General features: G+C 65.3%; 12 protein-coding genes. 6 read left to right on the top strand and 6 right to left on the bottom strand.

What is annotated here, in order from left to right:
* Window positions 1-237: 237 nt before the first annotated feature.
* The 3 genes from CKO23_RS03720 (at window position 238) to lgt (ending at window position 3,670) form a co-directional block, all read left to right on the top strand.
* Window positions 238-795, top strand: a complete 558-nt coding sequence (locus CKO23_RS03720) for a Smr/MutS family protein (protein ID WP_200328403.1) — start codon at window positions 238-240, stop codon at window positions 793-795.
* A gap of 479 nt (window positions 796-1,274) precedes the next feature.
* Window positions 1,275-2,813, top strand: coding sequence for a hypothetical protein (locus CKO23_RS03725; protein WP_200328404.1), 1,539 nt, complete (start codon window positions 1,275-1,277; stop codon window positions 2,811-2,813).
* Between the two features lie 14 nt (window positions 2,814-2,827).
* Window positions 2,828-3,670, top strand: a complete 843-nt coding sequence (gene lgt / locus CKO23_RS03730) for a prolipoprotein diacylglyceryl transferase (RefSeq protein ID WP_200328405.1) — start codon at window positions 2,828-2,830, stop codon at window positions 3,668-3,670.
* Window positions 3,671-3,688: 18 nt separating this feature from the next.
* On the opposite strand, the gene CKO23_RS03735 is transcribed toward lgt, so the two are convergent.
* From CKO23_RS03735 to rpsT, 3 genes are all read right to left on the bottom strand, one after another.
* The gene (locus CKO23_RS03735; RefSeq protein ID WP_200328406.1) at window positions 3,689-5,191 is read right to left on the bottom strand and encodes an ABC transporter permease/substrate-binding protein; all 1,503 of its coding nucleotides are present in this window, start codon (window positions 5,189-5,191) and stop codon (window positions 3,689-3,691) included.
* Window positions 5,191-5,937 carry an ATP-binding cassette domain-containing protein gene (locus tag CKO23_RS03740; RefSeq protein ID WP_200328407.1) on the bottom strand — a complete coding sequence of 249 codons (747 nt, stop codon included), beginning with the start codon at window positions 5,935-5,937 and terminating at the stop codon, window positions 5,191-5,193. Before CKO23_RS03740 ends, CKO23_RS03735 begins: the two co-directional genes overlap by 1 nt.
* A 139-nt stretch (window positions 5,938-6,076) precedes the next feature.
* Window positions 6,077-6,340, bottom strand: a complete 264-nt coding sequence (gene rpsT / locus CKO23_RS03745) for a 30S ribosomal protein S20 (RefSeq protein ID WP_200328408.1) — start codon at window positions 6,338-6,340, stop codon at window positions 6,077-6,079.
* A gap of 190 nt (window positions 6,341-6,530) precedes the next feature.
* Here rpsT and murJ point away from each other — a divergent pair, with 190 nt between their 5' ends.
* Complete coding sequence (gene murJ / locus CKO23_RS03750) at window positions 6,531-8,066, top strand: murein biosynthesis integral membrane protein MurJ (protein WP_200328409.1); 1,536 nt, start codon at window positions 6,531-6,533, stop codon at window positions 8,064-8,066.
* 335 nt (window positions 8,067-8,401) lie between these two features.
* A complete protein-coding gene (locus tag CKO23_RS03755; protein ID WP_242482192.1) occupies window positions 8,402-8,758 on the top strand; it encodes a PilZ domain-containing protein in 357 nt (118 codons plus the stop codon).
* 77 nt (window positions 8,759-8,835) lie between these two features.
* Here the strand turns inward: CKO23_RS03755 and CKO23_RS03760 are convergent, their stop codons facing one another.
* Window positions 8,836-10,803 carry an HDOD domain-containing protein gene (locus CKO23_RS03760; protein WP_200328411.1) on the bottom strand — a complete coding sequence of 656 codons (1,968 nt, stop codon included), beginning with the start codon at window positions 10,801-10,803 and terminating at the stop codon, window positions 8,836-8,838.
* Window positions 10,804-11,116: 313 nt separating this feature from the next.
* On the opposite strand from CKO23_RS03760, the gene hisG reads away from it, so the two are divergent.
* Window positions 11,117-11,989 (top strand): ATP phosphoribosyltransferase, encoded by an 873-nt coding sequence (hisG, locus tag CKO23_RS03765; RefSeq protein ID WP_200328412.1) that lies wholly within the window; start codon window positions 11,117-11,119, stop codon window positions 11,987-11,989.
* Window positions 11,990-12,156: 167 nt separating this feature from the next.
* On the opposite strand, the gene CKO23_RS03770 is transcribed toward hisG, so the two are convergent.
* Both CKO23_RS03770 and CKO23_RS03775 read right to left on the bottom strand, forming a co-directional pair.
* Window positions 12,157-13,035: a hypothetical protein gene (locus CKO23_RS03770; protein ID WP_200328413.1), complete on the bottom strand. Its 879-nt coding sequence runs from the start codon at window positions 13,033-13,035 to the stop codon at window positions 12,157-12,159.
* 90 nt (window positions 13,036-13,125) lie between these two features.
* The coding region (locus CKO23_RS03775) for an IS1634 family transposase (protein WP_200328414.1) at window positions 13,126-14,906 on the bottom strand (1,781 nt) is incomplete at its 5' end.

Genomic DNA, 14,906 nt, shown 5'->3' on the forward strand with positions numbered 1-14,906 from the left:
GGTGTCTCGGGCAAGGTGGTTGTGCCTGGGGGGCTGATCCGAGGATCGCGCCGTGCGACCCGCCTCGCGGAATCGAAACCGCCCGCTGCGCGATCTCAGCGGCTCGGCTCCGCCGCGGAGGGGGCCAATGGTCAGGATGATAACCTAAGGTAGGAGATCCGGCATCCCGACCGCGCCGCTCGGTTCCCCTGCTACACTAGCGCCACGATTCCGGCACCTCCTGGATAGAGACGATCGATGAAGAAAGACATCCAAGAAGCTGATCTGGAATTGTTTCGACAGCAGGTCGAGGATGCCGAACGGCTCGACTTCGAGGGACTTGAGCCCTTCCGCGCGAAACCGCCCCCGGTCCCGCGACCCAAGCCCTTCGAGGACCCACTGGAAGACGCGCCCACCACGCTGTCCGAGAGCGAGGTCGAGACGCACGACTACCTCCTGTTCGCACGCCCTGGGCTGCAGCATCGCGTGATCGCCGACTTGCAACGCGGCGCCTTCGAGGTCGGGCTGGAGGTCGACCTGCACGGGCTCTACGCCGAGCATGCCAAACGCATCCTGGCCGAGTTCCTCGCCGAGTGCGCCCATCGCCGCGTGCGCTGCGCCCGGATCATTCACGGCAAGGGCCGCGGCTCCTCGACACGACATCCCGTCCTCAAGCAAAAGGTCAACTACTGGCTGAGGCTCTATGACCAGGTCCTGGCCTTCTGCTCGGCGACCCGACGCGACGGTGGGACTGGGGCTGTCTACGTGCTGCTGCGCAACCCGAACAAGACCAAGAAGAACGGAGAACACCGCTGAACGGACAGACCCCATGGAACCGACAGACCTCGTGGCCGCGTGACAGGGCAAGGCGCTGGCGCGCGGCGCTGCTTGGGGCCGGCGCCCTGGCCGCTGCGCTGGCCCCGGCTGACGCGGCGCCCGTCCTGGGCCTGGCCTATCAGCCCTATGTCGGCCAGTGGAGCCAGCAGGGCGACAATCCCTACGCACCCGAGCGCTTCTACACGCCCTCCTTCAACACCTACGCCGGGGGCTTCGACCTGGACGATCCGACGCATTCGCTGCTGGTCGGACGCCAGGAAATCGACCTCAGGTTCGATGCGGGCGGACAGGTCCAGGCCATCCAGGCGCGCGGGGAACTCGCCTGTCAGCCGGACGCCCTGCGCGGGGCCGGCCCGGAGCGCTGGAGCCACAGCTACTTCAGGCGCTTCGAGGCACGCACGGCCTTACCCGCGACGGTCATCGACAACCAGGCATCGGTCTATCGCCAACTGCTGTATTTGATCGGCGCGGCGGCCGGCGCGCCCCTGACACTCGCCACCTATGGCACGGGCTTTCAGACCGGCTACTGGCGCACACTCGATGGATCGGACTACGCGACCCTGCCGGTCTGGTCGCGCAACACGGTCAAGTTCATCCCGGCGGGAGAGGCCCCGATCACGGAGACTCACAGCATTGAGGAGCTCTACTTCTACTTCCCACCGACCGCCGCCTACGTGCGACCGGCACCGGAAGGGATCCAAGTCGAGACACGCGGCCAGCCAGGCAAGGATCTGGAGCTCGTCGCCGTCCACCAGAGGCTCTTCACCGCCGCCGACAAAGGCGAGGCCGGCGCTCAACTCAATCCCGGCTTCTTCGCGGGCGACGCCAACGCCCAGATTGCACTGGCGGCAGCGGAGATCAACGCACAGGCGGGCAAGCGACTCCTGACCCTCAAGCTCGGCGTCGACAACCTCGCCGTCGCGGGCTCGCTGGTCAATGATCGCATGCGCTTCGGCATCCTCTCCGCCCTGGCTCAGGCGAGCGCCGCCAACGCACGCTACCCGGGGACAGTGACCCACCTGGTCATCTCGAACGAATACGCGCGGGTCGCGGCGACAGCCGAAGGCGAGCGGACGCCAACCCAGCAGATCGCCGAGATGGTGCGTTACGCGAAGACCCAGATGGCGCCAGGCGGGGACTTCGCCGGACTCGCCCTCAAGGTCGGCGTCCGCGGCAACAGCTTTCTGGCGGTCGATACCCAGTCGAGCGACCGCGCCGCGCGGCAGTTCACCCAGGATGTCGCCGAGTTGCTCGCGGACGTCGATGTCCTGATGGAGAATCGCTATCCCAGCCCAGAAGCCGTCGAAGCGGCCCGTCAGACCGGCCGCTGGGATCTCTATTTCGACGCCGAGCAGGGCGAGCTGAGCAAACAATGGCGGCAGCTGACCAAGGCCATCCGCGGCCTGCCAGGCGGCGAGCGGGTCGAGCTGATGATCGGCGAGATCGGTCATCCGACCGGCGGCATCGCCTTCAACCTCCCCGGCTATGTCGAGGGCGACACGGCCATCCCGCCCGGCTCGCCCTTCGCCAAGGTCGCCGGCGCGCTGGAGGCGGGCGGCTCGCGGATCGGAGCGCGCGGACGCGCGACTCTGGCGGCCTATTTCAACGACGCACTCGCGACCGCCTTCCTGGAGCAGGCGTTCGCCTGGTCGCGCGAGACCGGGGTCCAGATCCACGCCTTCGAGGCCTTCGACGAGCCTCAGAAGGCGGTCCAGAACCTTCCCTTGCCTGGGCTGACGCCCGCCCGATCGATGCTCAACCGGGCCGGCCCCTTTGGGGCCGAGGCTGCCTATGGCCTCTTCGGCTATACGGGAGTCGCCGCGTTCAGCAACCCATCCGAGGCGGCCGGGCCACCGCGCCCCGGCGCCGCGCGAAGCGACGCGCTACCGCCGGGCCTGAGCTGGGCCGACCAGCCGGACGGTCGCCTCTATCCAAAGCTGCCGGATCTGGACTTCGCCGCCATCGCGCGCGCGTTCAACGCTGTCATATCGCCGTGATACCATCCGCGCCCATGCTCACCTACCCAGATATCGACCCCGTCGCGCTCGCCCTTGGCCCCATCAAGGTCCATTGGTACGGGCTCATGTATCTCGTCGGCTTCGCCCTCGCCTGGACCCTGGGGCGCCGGCGCGCCGCCCGCACCCCGGGCTGGAACGGCGAGATGGTGGACGACCTCATCTTCTACGGCGTCATCGGCACCATCGTCGGCGGTCGGCTCGGCTACATGCTCTTCTACGGTTTCGACCAGATCCTGGACAACCCACTGAATCTGCTCAAGGTCTGGGAAGGCGGGATGTCGTTTCACGGGGGTCTGATCGGCGTCCTCACCGCCGTCTACCTCTTTGCGCGCCGGCACGGCCTGCGCTTCTTCCAGGTCGGCGACTTCCTCGCGCCGCTGGTGCCGCCCGGATTGCTGGCGGGTCGCCTCGGCAACTTCATCAATGGCGAGCTCTGGGGACATCGCACGGATCTGCCATGGGGAATGCAGTTGCCCTGCGCAAAGCTCCCTCAGCAATGTCTGGACCAGGCGCCGACAGCGCTCTACAGCCCGCCCGTGCATGCCTCCCAGCTCTACGAGGCCACACTCGAGGGTCTGGTGCTCTTCCTCATCCTCTGGACCTTTTCCAGCAAGCCGCGACCCGTCATGGCCGTCTCTGGCCTGTTCCTACTCTGTTACGGAACCTTCCGCTTCCTGGTCGAATTCGTCCGCCTGCCGGATGCCCACATCGGCTACCTCGCCTTCGACTGGCTCACCATGGGGCAACTGCTGTCACTGCCGATGATGCTCTTCGGACTCCTGCTGATGGCGCTGGCCTACCGGCAAGGTCGCGTCGAGCGAAGCACCCAGAGCTAAGGCGCATTCCGACGCGACTCAGCCGGATCGCCCACGGATCCCGCGCGGCACGACGGCGCGCTCGGCACGCTCGAAGAGCCACTGGGTGACGAGCGCAAACAGGGCCGAGGGGATGGCCCCCTCCAGAATGAGCGCGGTGTTGTCGAGCCGAATCCCCGTCAGGATCGGCTGTCCATAGCCGCCGGCGCCCACCAAGGCGCCGAGGGTCGCCGCCCCGACATTGATCACCGCGGCCGTCTTGATGCCGGCCAGTATCATGGGAAGCGCAAGCGGCAGCTCGATCCGACGCAGACGCGCCGCTGCCGGCAGACCCAAGGCTTGCGCAGATTCGCGCAGCGCCACCGGGATCCCCGTGATGCCGGCGTGGGTGTTGCGCACGATCGGAAGCAGGCTATAGAGAAAGAGCGCAACCAGTGCCGGTCCGGCGCCAATGCCGAACAGCGGGATCATGAAGACCAACAGGGCGAGCGCCGGGATCGTCTGCAAAATTCCAACCGTCGATAGCACGACCTGACCCAAGCGGCGCCGGTAGGCGGCAAGCACGCCCAGCGGAACCGCCACGCAGATGGCGGCGGTCAGGGAGACGCCGACCAGCATCAGGTGCTCCAGGCTGTGCCGGGCTAGGCGCGCGAGCAGACCATCGCTGGACACTTCGGATGCGAGGCCAAGCTTGACCCGCAGGAAGTCGCGCGCCGCCTGCGCCTCGCCCTCCCCCTCGATCTTCACGGCCGCATTGAGCGCCACCATCTCGCCGACATCGATCAGTCCAAGGCTGCGCTCGAGCGCCGCGCGCACGGACGGGGCGCGTTGCCCAAGATCCGCCCTGAGGAGCAGCACCGCATCGTAGCGAGGGAAGTAGCCCAGATCGTCGTCCAGCGTGCGCAAGCCGTAGTAGGCGATCTCGGCGTCCGTGGTGTAGAGCTCGGTGACGTCCGCCTCACCCGCGCCCAACGCGCGGTAGGCCAGCTCGTGCTCGACACCACGCACGTCCTGCTGTGGCAGACCGTAGCGCTCACGCAACCCCGGCCAGCCGTCGGATCGCTCCATGAACTCGCTGCCGAACCTGAACCTGAGCTCGGGGTGAGCCTTGAGATCGGACAGCGTGTGGATCGCCAGGTCGGATGCCTCGGCCTCCGGCATTCCCAGGGCATAGTTGTTCTGGAACCCGAGCGAGCCGACGAGCGCGATGCCCCGGTCCGCGAGCCAGGCACGCAGCTCCGCCGGGCTGACCGCTGTCTCGCGCGCCATGATCTCGTGGCTCAGCGTCCCGGTGTACTCGACATAGGCATCGATCTCCCCGGCTTGCAGGGCATTGAAGAGGATCCGCGTCCCGCCGAGCGACGCCCGGTGCAGCACCGGCCGGCCAGTCGTCTGCGCCAGGGCCGTCAGCATCTCGCCCAGGATGACGCTTTCGGTGAACTTCTTGCTCCCGATCACGACCTCATCCTCGCTGCGTGCGCAACCGCCAAGCATCAGGCCGAAGACGATCAGGACCAGCACCCCGAGCGGCCAGCGACGCATCAGACACCTCCCCCATTCAACAGATGGCTGCGTTGGGCACGAATGAATTGCTCGACGAAAGGCTCCGCGGGGGCCGCCACCATCTCCTCGAGCGTGCCGATTTGCAGAATGCGCCCGGCACGCATGAGGACGATGGAATGACCGAAGAAGGTGGCCTCCGCGAGATCGTGCGTCACGAGGACCACGGTCTTGCCGAGCGCCTGAAAGACCTCCTTGAGATCCTCCTGCAGCTCGAAACGAATCATGGGATCGAGCGCGCCCAGCGGCTCGTCGAGGAGCAGTACCTCGGGGTCGAGCATGAGCGCCCGCATCAAGGCGACCCTTTGGTTCTGCCCACCGGACAGCTCGTTCGGGTAGCGCTCCAGCCCATCGGCCGGAAAATGGGTCAATCGCGCCAGCAGATCCAAGCGCTCTTGAATGCGCTGGTCCGACCAGCCGAGATGCCGGGCCATCAAGACCACGTTCTCACCCGCCTTGAGGTGAGGAAAGAGGCCGCCCTGTTGAATGACATAGCCCATGCGCAGGCGCTGGGCCGGGAGGGTCGATGCCCGCAGAGGCTGACCGTCGAAGTCGAGCTGCCCGGAATCGGGCTCGCCCAACCCGATCAAGAGCCGCAGCAAGGTCGATTTGCCGCAGCCCGAGGGACCGATGAGGACAGTGGTCCGACCGGGCGCGATGGAGAGATCGACCCCAGCGAGGGCAGCTTTGTCCTGGTAGTGCTTGGAGACCTGGGAGAGTGTGAACATGGTCTCGCGGGGGCCCTGGTGTGACTGGAGACCGACGCTTGGGCGTTGGCCGCTCGCGCCATCCTAAGCGAGTCGAGGGGCGGAAAACAGGCACAAAAAAACCGGCAACTTGCCGGTTTTTTATGGAGCCCGCCGAGACTCAGCCCATCGCCTTGATGTGCGCGTTGAGGCGGCTCTTGTGGCGCGCGGCCTTGTTGGCATGGATCAGGCCCTTGCGAGCGGCACGATCGATTCGCGGCACGGCGTCCTTGAAGGCCTGCACAGCTGCTTCCTTATCCTGCGCCCGGATCGCCTTGATCACCTTCTTGATAAAGGTACGCAAGGTGCTCCGCTGCGCCGTATTTCGCTGACGGCAGACTTCTGCTTGACGGGCGCGCTTACGTGCTTGAGGTGAGTTAGCCAAGTGGGTCTCCTGAAAATCCGGCTGAACGGTTCAAGGTCAAAAATTAAGTCAGGTATTATTGAGCACTTTTGCGCTCGCGTCAACCAATTAAAGGCACTCACGCGCTCCGTTTTTGCGTCGCGCACCTTAGGGGATTGCTTCGGTCGCCCCCTATAATCAGCACCCTTTTGCGCTCGGAGCAACCCTTGCCGTGGCATCACTGCTCGCATCCATCACGAAGATTGGCGGCAACAACCTGCTATCGCGGATCCTGGGTTTCACCCGGGACCTTGTCATCGCCCGCATCTTCGGAGCGGATGCGGCAACCGACGCCTTCTTCGTCGCCTTCAAGATCCCGAACTTCGCACGCCGGCTCTTCGCCGAAGGCGTCTTCTCGATGGCCCTGGTGCCGGTGCTCACCGAGCACAAGGCACGCGGGACACCGGCCCTCAAGTCCTTCGTCGACGAGTTGGCGGGTGCCCTCGGGGTCATGCTGCTGCTGACGACCGCCGTCGGCGTCTTGGCGGCGCCGGCGCTCGTGCTGCTCTTCGCGCCTGGCTTCGTGAGCGATGCCTCGCAATTCGAGATGGCGACCGCCATGCTGCGGCTCACCTTTCCCTACGTCCTCTTCGTCACGCTCACCGCCTTCGCGGGCGGCATCCTCAACACCCATGAGCGTTTCGGCGTGCCGGCCTTCACGCCCGTCATCCTGAATCTGAGCTTGATCGCGTGCGCCATCTGGTTGGCACCCCGGTTCGACGCGCCCATCCTGGCCCTCGCCTGGGGCGTGCTGATCGCCGGGATCGCGCAACTCGCCTTCCAGCTGCCCTTTCTCCAGCAGTTGGGGCTGCTGCCCCGCCCCCGTCTGAACCTCGCCGACCCTGGCATCCGCCGCCTGATCATGCTGATGGGACCGGCCATCCTCGGCGTCTCGGTGGGACAGATCAGTCTGCTGCTGGACACGCTGCTCGCCTCCTTCCTCCAGACGGGCAGTATTTCCTGGCTCTATTACTCGGATCGGCTCATGGAGTTTCCCCTGGGCATCCTGGCGGTCGCGCTCGGGACCGTCATCATGCCCGAGCTGTCGAGCCAGCATCTCGGGCGTGCGACCGCCGACTTCTCCCGCACGCTCGACTGGGCGCTGCGCTGGGTGCTGCTGCTCGGCGCGCCGGCGGCCATCGGCCTGCTCGCCCTGTCCCGACCGTTGATGGCCACCCTCTTCTACTCGGGCGAGTTCGCCTCCCGAGACGTGCAGATGGCCGCCTGGAGCCTCATGGCCTACGCCCCCGGCGTCGCCGCCTTCATGGCCATCAAGGTGCTGGCGCCCGGCTATTACGCCAGGCAGGATATCGGCAGACCCGTGCGGTTCGCCATCATCGCGCTCGGCGTCGGCCTGGCCTGCAATCTGCTGCTCATGCTCCCCATGGGCCACGCCGGTCTCGCGCTCGCGACATCCATGGCCGCCGCCCTCAACGCCGGCCTCCTGCTGCGCGGCCTGCTGGTGCAGGGCATCTACCGACCGGAGCCCGGCTGGCGCCCCCTGCTCATCAAGGGTCTGGCGGCGAGCGCGGCCATGGGGGCACTGCTCCTGACCGGGACGGGAACGGCGGCGAGTTGGATCGCCATGGGCACGGGCGAGCGGATCCTCGCCCTCGGTGGATGGATTCTGGCGGGGGCAGCGGTCTATGCAGGGATTCTCATCGCGCTGCGCGTCAAATCCGAGGATCTGAGGCGCCGCTCGGCGTGATGCGTCGAGGGACATCGTCAGAAGGCCATGAGCGCGTCTCGGCACAGCCCTTGCTGCTCATCAACGGCCAATTGGTGTCTTTACGAAATTGGATCTAAATTCATCCCTATAATGCAGCTCGGGCGCACGCCTGAGACGCATTACCGGAAATGACCGAATGCTCAAGGCGCGGCACCATGCCAATTGCGGCCTGCGGCGCTCGGGGCATCGGATCGGCGAGAGAGTGAACGCCGATCGACCTGGCGTGACGGCCAATCCGCATGGGCGAGAAAAACCGAGGTATGCGCCCCCGTCTTTCGCACAACGCATTGCTCGGCCACCAAGGGAACACCCTGATGCATCAACCGACTCAAGCGACCCGCACGATCAATCGCCGCCGCCATTCTCGCAGGACGGACAGCTGCGAGGTGCAGATCCAAACCGTCGATGCACCCCTGACCGACAGCGATGCCTGCAGTCACTACTGCCTCTCGCAGGATGTCAGCGCAAGCGGCATCCGGCTCATCGCGGACCATGACTACCCGGTGCGTTCCAAGCTGCTCCTGACCATGGAGTGCAGAGAGGAGGGCTGGACGCGGATCACCTCCCGCGTCGGCTCCGTGGTCTGGACGAAGCCGGATACATCCGGACAACAGTGCCAACTCGGCATTCGATTCACTGACGTTGACACCCCGGAGCTCGGCGCGTTCTAGCCGGCGAAACCCAAACCCGCCAGGACTGCTCCTCGGACCGCCAGTTCACGGCCGCGCAGAGGCTGACTGCTGGCGCCTCAACCGGCCCAAGCGACCTCGATGCGGTTCCGGCCCGCCGCCTTGGCGCGATAGAGTGCCGCGTCCGCCGCGCCGACGATCTGCGCCGGATCCTCATCCTGGTCCTCGTGGAGCGCGAGGCCGATGCTGACGGTCAGGGGATGGCCGGGAAAGCGCTCTCCCAGGATCTGGCCCCGTTGCTCGATGTGGCGCCGGATGCGCTCGGCATAGATGCGGGCGCCTTCTCCATTGGAATCCATGAGCACGAAGAGGAACTCCTCTCCACCGTAACGCCCGAGGAAATCGGTCGGTCGCGTGAGGCTGCGCATGGTGTCGGCGACGATCCTGAGCACGTCGTCGCCCGTCTGGTGACCGAAGGTGTCATTGAATCGTTTGAAGTGATCGATATCCGCCAAGCCCACGGCGAACCGGCGATGGGCCTCCTTGCCCTGGCGGAAGGCTTGTGCGAGGAAGCGATCGATCGCACTGCGGTTGCTGAGCCGCGTCAGGGCATCGACCTCCGCCTTGGCGCGCTCGCGTTCGAAGGCCCGGCTGCGCTCGATCGCGATACCGAGCTCACCCGCAACGCGCATCACCTCGGACAGCGGAGCGATCTCCAACGGCTGGCCCGCCTCCTTTGGACTCACCCAGAGCACGCCCAAAAGCCGGCCATGGCACATCACGGGCACGGCCGCCGCCTCGCACACCCCCAGCGCGGAGAGGATCTTCTCGTTCTCGATCGCCTCTCGCACCAGCACGGGTCGGCGCTCGCGCAGACAGCGGACCAGGTCGCCCGAGAGTGAGGTGATGGTCATTTCCAGCGGCGCGCTCGGCGAGAATGCCGGCATCGGCGGCAGTGCATGCGTGGCGACCAGGCTGCGGCGCCGGCGCTCGACTTGCATCATGAGCAGTCGTCCGACGCCAAGCTCACGCCGCAATGCCTCCAGCGTCTGCGGAATGAATTCGTCCGGATTCAGGCTCTGATGGGGCGCCGTATAGCTGGAGTGCGCGTTGCCGGCGGCCGTGGTCTGCGGCCCAGGCTCGCCCTGGCAGAGCGCGATGGCCGTTGCGATCATGTTCGCCCTCAGCTCGGGCGATGAGGGAAACTCAAGGCCATAGAAGGTCCCGATCTCGGTGATCTCGCGGTCCGCCTGCTCGAACAGCTCCGGCAGACCGAGCTGCTCCAGAGGCACCAGGGACAGGGCCTCGCGCGAGATGCTCGGGCTATTGGGCATCTCGACCGAGCCGATGCCTTGAGTCCAGGCGATGAAGTCCGCCAATGAGACGATCGCGACCTCCCGCGCCTCCTCGTGCGGCAGCTTGGCCTCGGCGATCGAGCGATGGTGCAGGGCCTGGACCCGGCAGACCAGCTCCGGCAGCCCCCAGCTCTCGCAGATCACCGCACCGACGGCATCGTGCGTCACGCCGAAGTAGGTGCGCTCGTTGTCGCGAATGGAATGCATGCTGTTGGAGGAAGCGGCGAGGAAGTCGCTATAGCGCACGCGCCCATGCGACTCCAGGATGATCTTGCCCAAATCGTGCAGCAGACCCGCCGCATAGAGCGAATCCGGATCGGGATGGCCGAGCCGCGCCCCGATCCCGCGACTGAGGATGGCGACCAGCAGGCTGTGCTGCCAAAAATGCAGCCGGTCGAAGGCGCCCTTACCCCCTCGCTTGACCAGACCCTCGTAAAAGAGCACCTGCAGCGCGACCTGGCGCACGGCCGAGAAACCCAGCAGCGTGACCGCGCGATGAATGGAGGTGATGCGGCTCGGAAAGCCGTAGAAGGCGGAATTGACGATCTGCAGAACCTTCGCCGCCAACGCAGGCTCCGTCTCGATCACACGGGAGATGGAAGAGACTTCCGTGTCCTCCCCGCGGGTCAGACTCAGGAGCTTGACGGCCGCCGCCGGCGCGGGCGGCAGCTCACCCACCTCGCTCCTCAACGCCAGGTGCACGGCACGCTTGATGTTATCCGGATGCTCCACCACGCACCTGTCCCTGTTATGAGAGTCTCTCAACGTCATACGTTCGCGGTTTTCCGCCGATCACGCCGTGAAGCATTTCCCAGTTCTGCTGGCCGATCCGTGCCGGGCGTCGCAAGACAGCAGGCCGCGACGCAACCGCTTGGCGATCGGCGCCGCCCCATGGCAGGGCGCGCCAGCGCGAGGGAAGCGCGACCCGGCGCCTCGGGCGAGACGCCTCGCTCAGGAATGGAGGATACTCTCCACACACTGCAACAACTCCACACACTGCAACAACTCCACACACTGCAACAACAGCCGCGTATCGGAGCCTCCCATGCCTCTGCTCAAGCTCGGAATCCCCAAGGGGAGCCTGCAGGATGCCACCATCGACCTCTTCGCCCAGGCCGGCTGGCGCATCACGCCGCACTCGCGCAATTACTACCCGGACATCGACGATCCCGATATCCAGTGCTCACTGCTGCGCGCGCAGGAGATGGCGCGCTATGTCGAGCGCGGAACCCTGGATCTTGGGCTCACGGGCCTGGATTGGATCCTGGAAACCCAGGCCGAGGTCGAACAGATCTGCACCCTGACCTATTCCAAATCGTCGAACCGGCCGAGCCGTTGGGTCCTGGTGGTTCCGGAAGACTCGCCCATCCGCTCGGTCAAGGATCTGCAGCACCGCAAGGTGGCGACCGAGCTGGTCGGCTTCACCCGCCGCTACCTCGCCGAGCGTGGCGTCGATGCCGAAGTGGAGTTCTCCTGGGGCGCGACGGAAGCCAAGGCGGTCGAGGGTCTGGTGGATGCCGTCGTCGAAATCACCGAGACAGGCAGCACCATTCGCGCCCACGGCTTGCGCATCGTCGAGGAGCTGCTGGTCACTGAGACCCGCCTGATCGCCAACCACAGCGCCATGCGAGATCCTGCGCGCAGGGCACGGATCGAGCAGATCGCGCTCATGCTGCAGGCAGCCCTGACGGCACGCAGCAAGGTCGCGCTCAAATGCAATGTCCCGGCGGAGCATCTGGATGCGGTCGTCGAGCTGCTGCCCAGCCTGCATGCCCCGACCGTCAGCCACCTCTACGATCGACATTGGCTCGCGGTGGAGACCATCGTCGACGCAGCCGTGGTGCGTGACCTCATCCCAAAGCTGCGCGCCGCGGGGGCCGAGGGCATCCTGGAATATGAACTGCGCAAGATGGCCTGAGCAAAGGCGAGCGCGCTCCACCTGGAGGGCCAGGTAGAGGCGCGCAGCCAAGGACCAAGGGCCTCGCGACCCGTTGACATGCTGCAATCCGCAGGTGCACCCCAGCCATCACGGCGACGGCCAGGGACACATGCTTTTTCGAGCCGACCACGACACCGCACGCGCTCTCAGGCCAGATGCCCCGCGGCCCTCACCTGAGTCTCAGCCTGCTCCGTCCCACAATGCGGGCAGAGATGATAGGGCGGTGGCAGCAACCGCTTGCACCTCGGGTTGCTGCACCGAATCGCGTCGTCCTCGACCACCTGCGCGAACTTCTCGGTGTAGTCGATCAACACCGGCCGATCCAGCGCACCAGGCAGGCTTCGCCGCAACATCTCGGAATATTGGGCGAACTCAGAGCTGAGATCCTGAGGCACCTCCAGCCGTGGTTGTGACCTCACGGCCTGCTTCTTCGGGGCCGAAGCCTCTTTTCGGGAAGGCGCCACCGGCGATGGCTCCACAGTGACGGACGGCTTTTTGGGATCCCAACCGCAGCCACCACAGAGGGCCTGACCTGGAGCGATGCGCCTCGCGCAGACGGGACAGCTCAGCGGCGCCTCCAGCGCGGGAGTCCGTGCGGGCACGAAGAACAACAGGAGCGACAAGGGGCCGAGGAACAGCCCCCCGATCGCCCCGACAGCGGCATTGAATCCACGCATCCGCCCGGCAAAGACACCGCCAGTCACCCCGACCAAGGCCCAGATGAGCGTCGCATAGAGAAATAAGGGTGTGTCGCCCAGAGTCGCACCGTCAAAATCCGGTACAGCCCAAGACTGTGCCAGACCAGGAAGCGCGATCAGTGGGATAAAGAGAAGAAGTCGCTTCATATGTATCCCGCTCTCATTGTCTTGCTGACGAGAACCGTCAAACCGAAGAGAAAGATTAGGCGAAGCGCCCGAAAAAAAACCCGAAGCACGTCTCGCTTGCTGAGCAGCCTCTCGGCCGAATGACAGCTTTGTGGCGATCGGAGCAGGCTGGCGGCGCGCGGGCAAGGCGAGATCGCTCAAGGAGCGACTTGGGGGTAGCGCCAGGACGGTTGGAACGGACATTCCGCACCCCGTGACAGCACCGATGTCGTATTTTTCAGCGGCATCGATTCAGCAGCACGGGGATGGGTGGATAAAGTGCTCCTCTGGTACCTTGAGCGCGCGTAAGAACGCCTGCTGGGTGGGGGACAATGGTTGATATAACCGACGTGTCTGACCAATGCAAATCACCATCACGCCGCGAAACTTCCACGTGAGCATATACGCACTCGGACGACCGGTTGGCTTCTCGTCCCAGCCGGGCACGGTCGTCTCGGCGGCCTCCAGTTCGCGACGCATGACCTGTTCCATGAGGCGCCAGATGAGCAGCGAGATGAGCAGGATCAGGCCAAGCGCCTCAATGCGCTCGGGGCGTTTGAGGAATAAGGCATTGACGATCTGATCGTCCTTGAGAAAGCTGAAATTTCGCTCGATCGCGTATTGCTCCTTGTAGGTTCTGAGGATCTGCTCGGCGCTGTAACCATCGGTACCGTCGCCGGCCACATTGCTCAACAACACAAAGCAGCCGGCCATCTTGCGGCGCCGCTCGATGGCCGTTTCATCCTCCAGCATCTCGGCGGCGAGCCCATATTCAATGGCGATGGGCGTGCGCGCGGCAGTGCGCTTGGGACGCCCGCGGGCGTAGCGCGGGCGTTCGACGACGCGCACCTGCAGACGATGATAGGCCGTGGGCTGTGCCATCGCCTCCTCGGCGGCAGCCTCGGCATCGGCCTGGCAGAACAGTGTTTTGCGCTCGCAGGCCTTGGCCTGCGTGGTGATCGCCTTGAGCGAAGCGGCCAGTTCCCGGTCCAGGCGTTTCTGGCGCCGCTGATCATGCGCACTGGAATGCACGACGATCGCCCGGTATGAGGTTCCATAGAGCTCGACTGATCGCTCAGACACGCGGTAGGTCGCCCCAGGGCGATGCTTGGTCGGGGGCGTGCGGGCGATGCGACCCACCTCGGTCCAGTGATCCGCATCGATCGCCTCAAGGATGGCGCGCTCGCATGCGCTGTAGGTCGCCGGCAAGCGCGTGATGAACCGCCCGGCCCGCGCCAGGTTCTCCTCAGTCACCATGGCCGAGTCGGCGACGTAGATAAAGGCCTCTTCGGCCACGCCGTGCGCCTTCATGTGGCGGGCCACCTCGCCGAGCACGCAGTGGTTGATCTTCTTGTCCGAGGCGTTGCCGTCTTCGCGCTTACCGACAATCGGAACATCCCCGTCAACACACAGCAGCGACAGCACAAATTGCTTGAGATCCGGGCGGTGATCTTTGCTGTAGCCATGCGTGATCTTGAACGGCGCAGGTTCCTCGCCAGCGTTGGGGTACTCGCCGAAGACAGTCACTGACGTCGTATCGAAGTGCACGTGCTTGGTCGTCAACGCGAACCGCTCCATGGCGGCGACCGACAACGCTGAGAAGAGTTGTTGCGTGCCCGCCTCGAACAGGCAATCGAGCATCCGCCCGACATTGTCGTCACTGAAATAGCCAGCGGGGAGCGACTCGCCGAACAGCACGGCTCGCTCGCCATCGCCGAAGGCACGTTCCAAGTGATACAGGGGTGATCGTCCCGACAGGGTATCGAGGACCATTCCCAAGACGATCATCCCCGGCTCGACGTCCATCCCGACCGGGACCAGTCGGTTGACGATGTCCACCAGGCCCAAACGCCGCGCGAAATCAGCGACGATGGGCAGATGGTTGACCTGGGCGACTGAAATCGTCTGCGTGTGCGCGTCGATCAGTGCTGCGAACGGATGGGCCATCGGTTTTCTCCCCTTGAAAAAGGCGGGGAGCCTTTCCAGCCCGGCTCGCGAGCCGCCGAGTGTCACGGACTCGGATGGCGGTGTTC

It is taken from the genome of Thiocystis violacea (genome assembly GCF_016583565.1).
Taxonomy (GTDB): domain Bacteria; phylum Pseudomonadota; class Gammaproteobacteria; order Chromatiales; family Chromatiaceae; genus Thiorhodococcus; species Thiorhodococcus violaceus_A.

What these genes read in the sequence shown, in the direction of transcription:
- CKO23_RS03720 (WP_200328403.1), top strand. Translation starts at nt 238, where the DNA reads ATGAAGAAAGACATCCAAGAAGCTGATCTGGAATTGTTTCGACAGCAG.
- lgt (WP_200328405.1), top strand. Translation starts at nt 2,828, where the DNA reads ATGCTCACCTACCCAGATATCGACCCCGTCGCGCTCGCCCTTGGCCCC.
- CKO23_RS03735 (WP_200328406.1), bottom strand. Translation starts at nt 5,191, where the DNA reads ATGCGTCGCTGGCCGCTCGGGGTGCTGGTCCTGATCGTCTTCGGCCTG.
- CKO23_RS03740 (WP_200328407.1), bottom strand. Translation starts at nt 5,937, where the DNA reads ATGTTCACACTCTCCCAGGTCTCCAAGCACTACCAGGACAAAGCTGCC.
- CKO23_RS03755 (WP_242482192.1), top strand. Translation starts at nt 8,402, where the DNA reads ATGCATCAACCGACTCAAGCGACCCGCACGATCAATCGCCGCCGCCAT.
- hisG (WP_200328412.1), top strand. Translation starts at nt 11,117, where the DNA reads ATGCCTCTGCTCAAGCTCGGAATCCCCAAGGGGAGCCTGCAGGATGCC.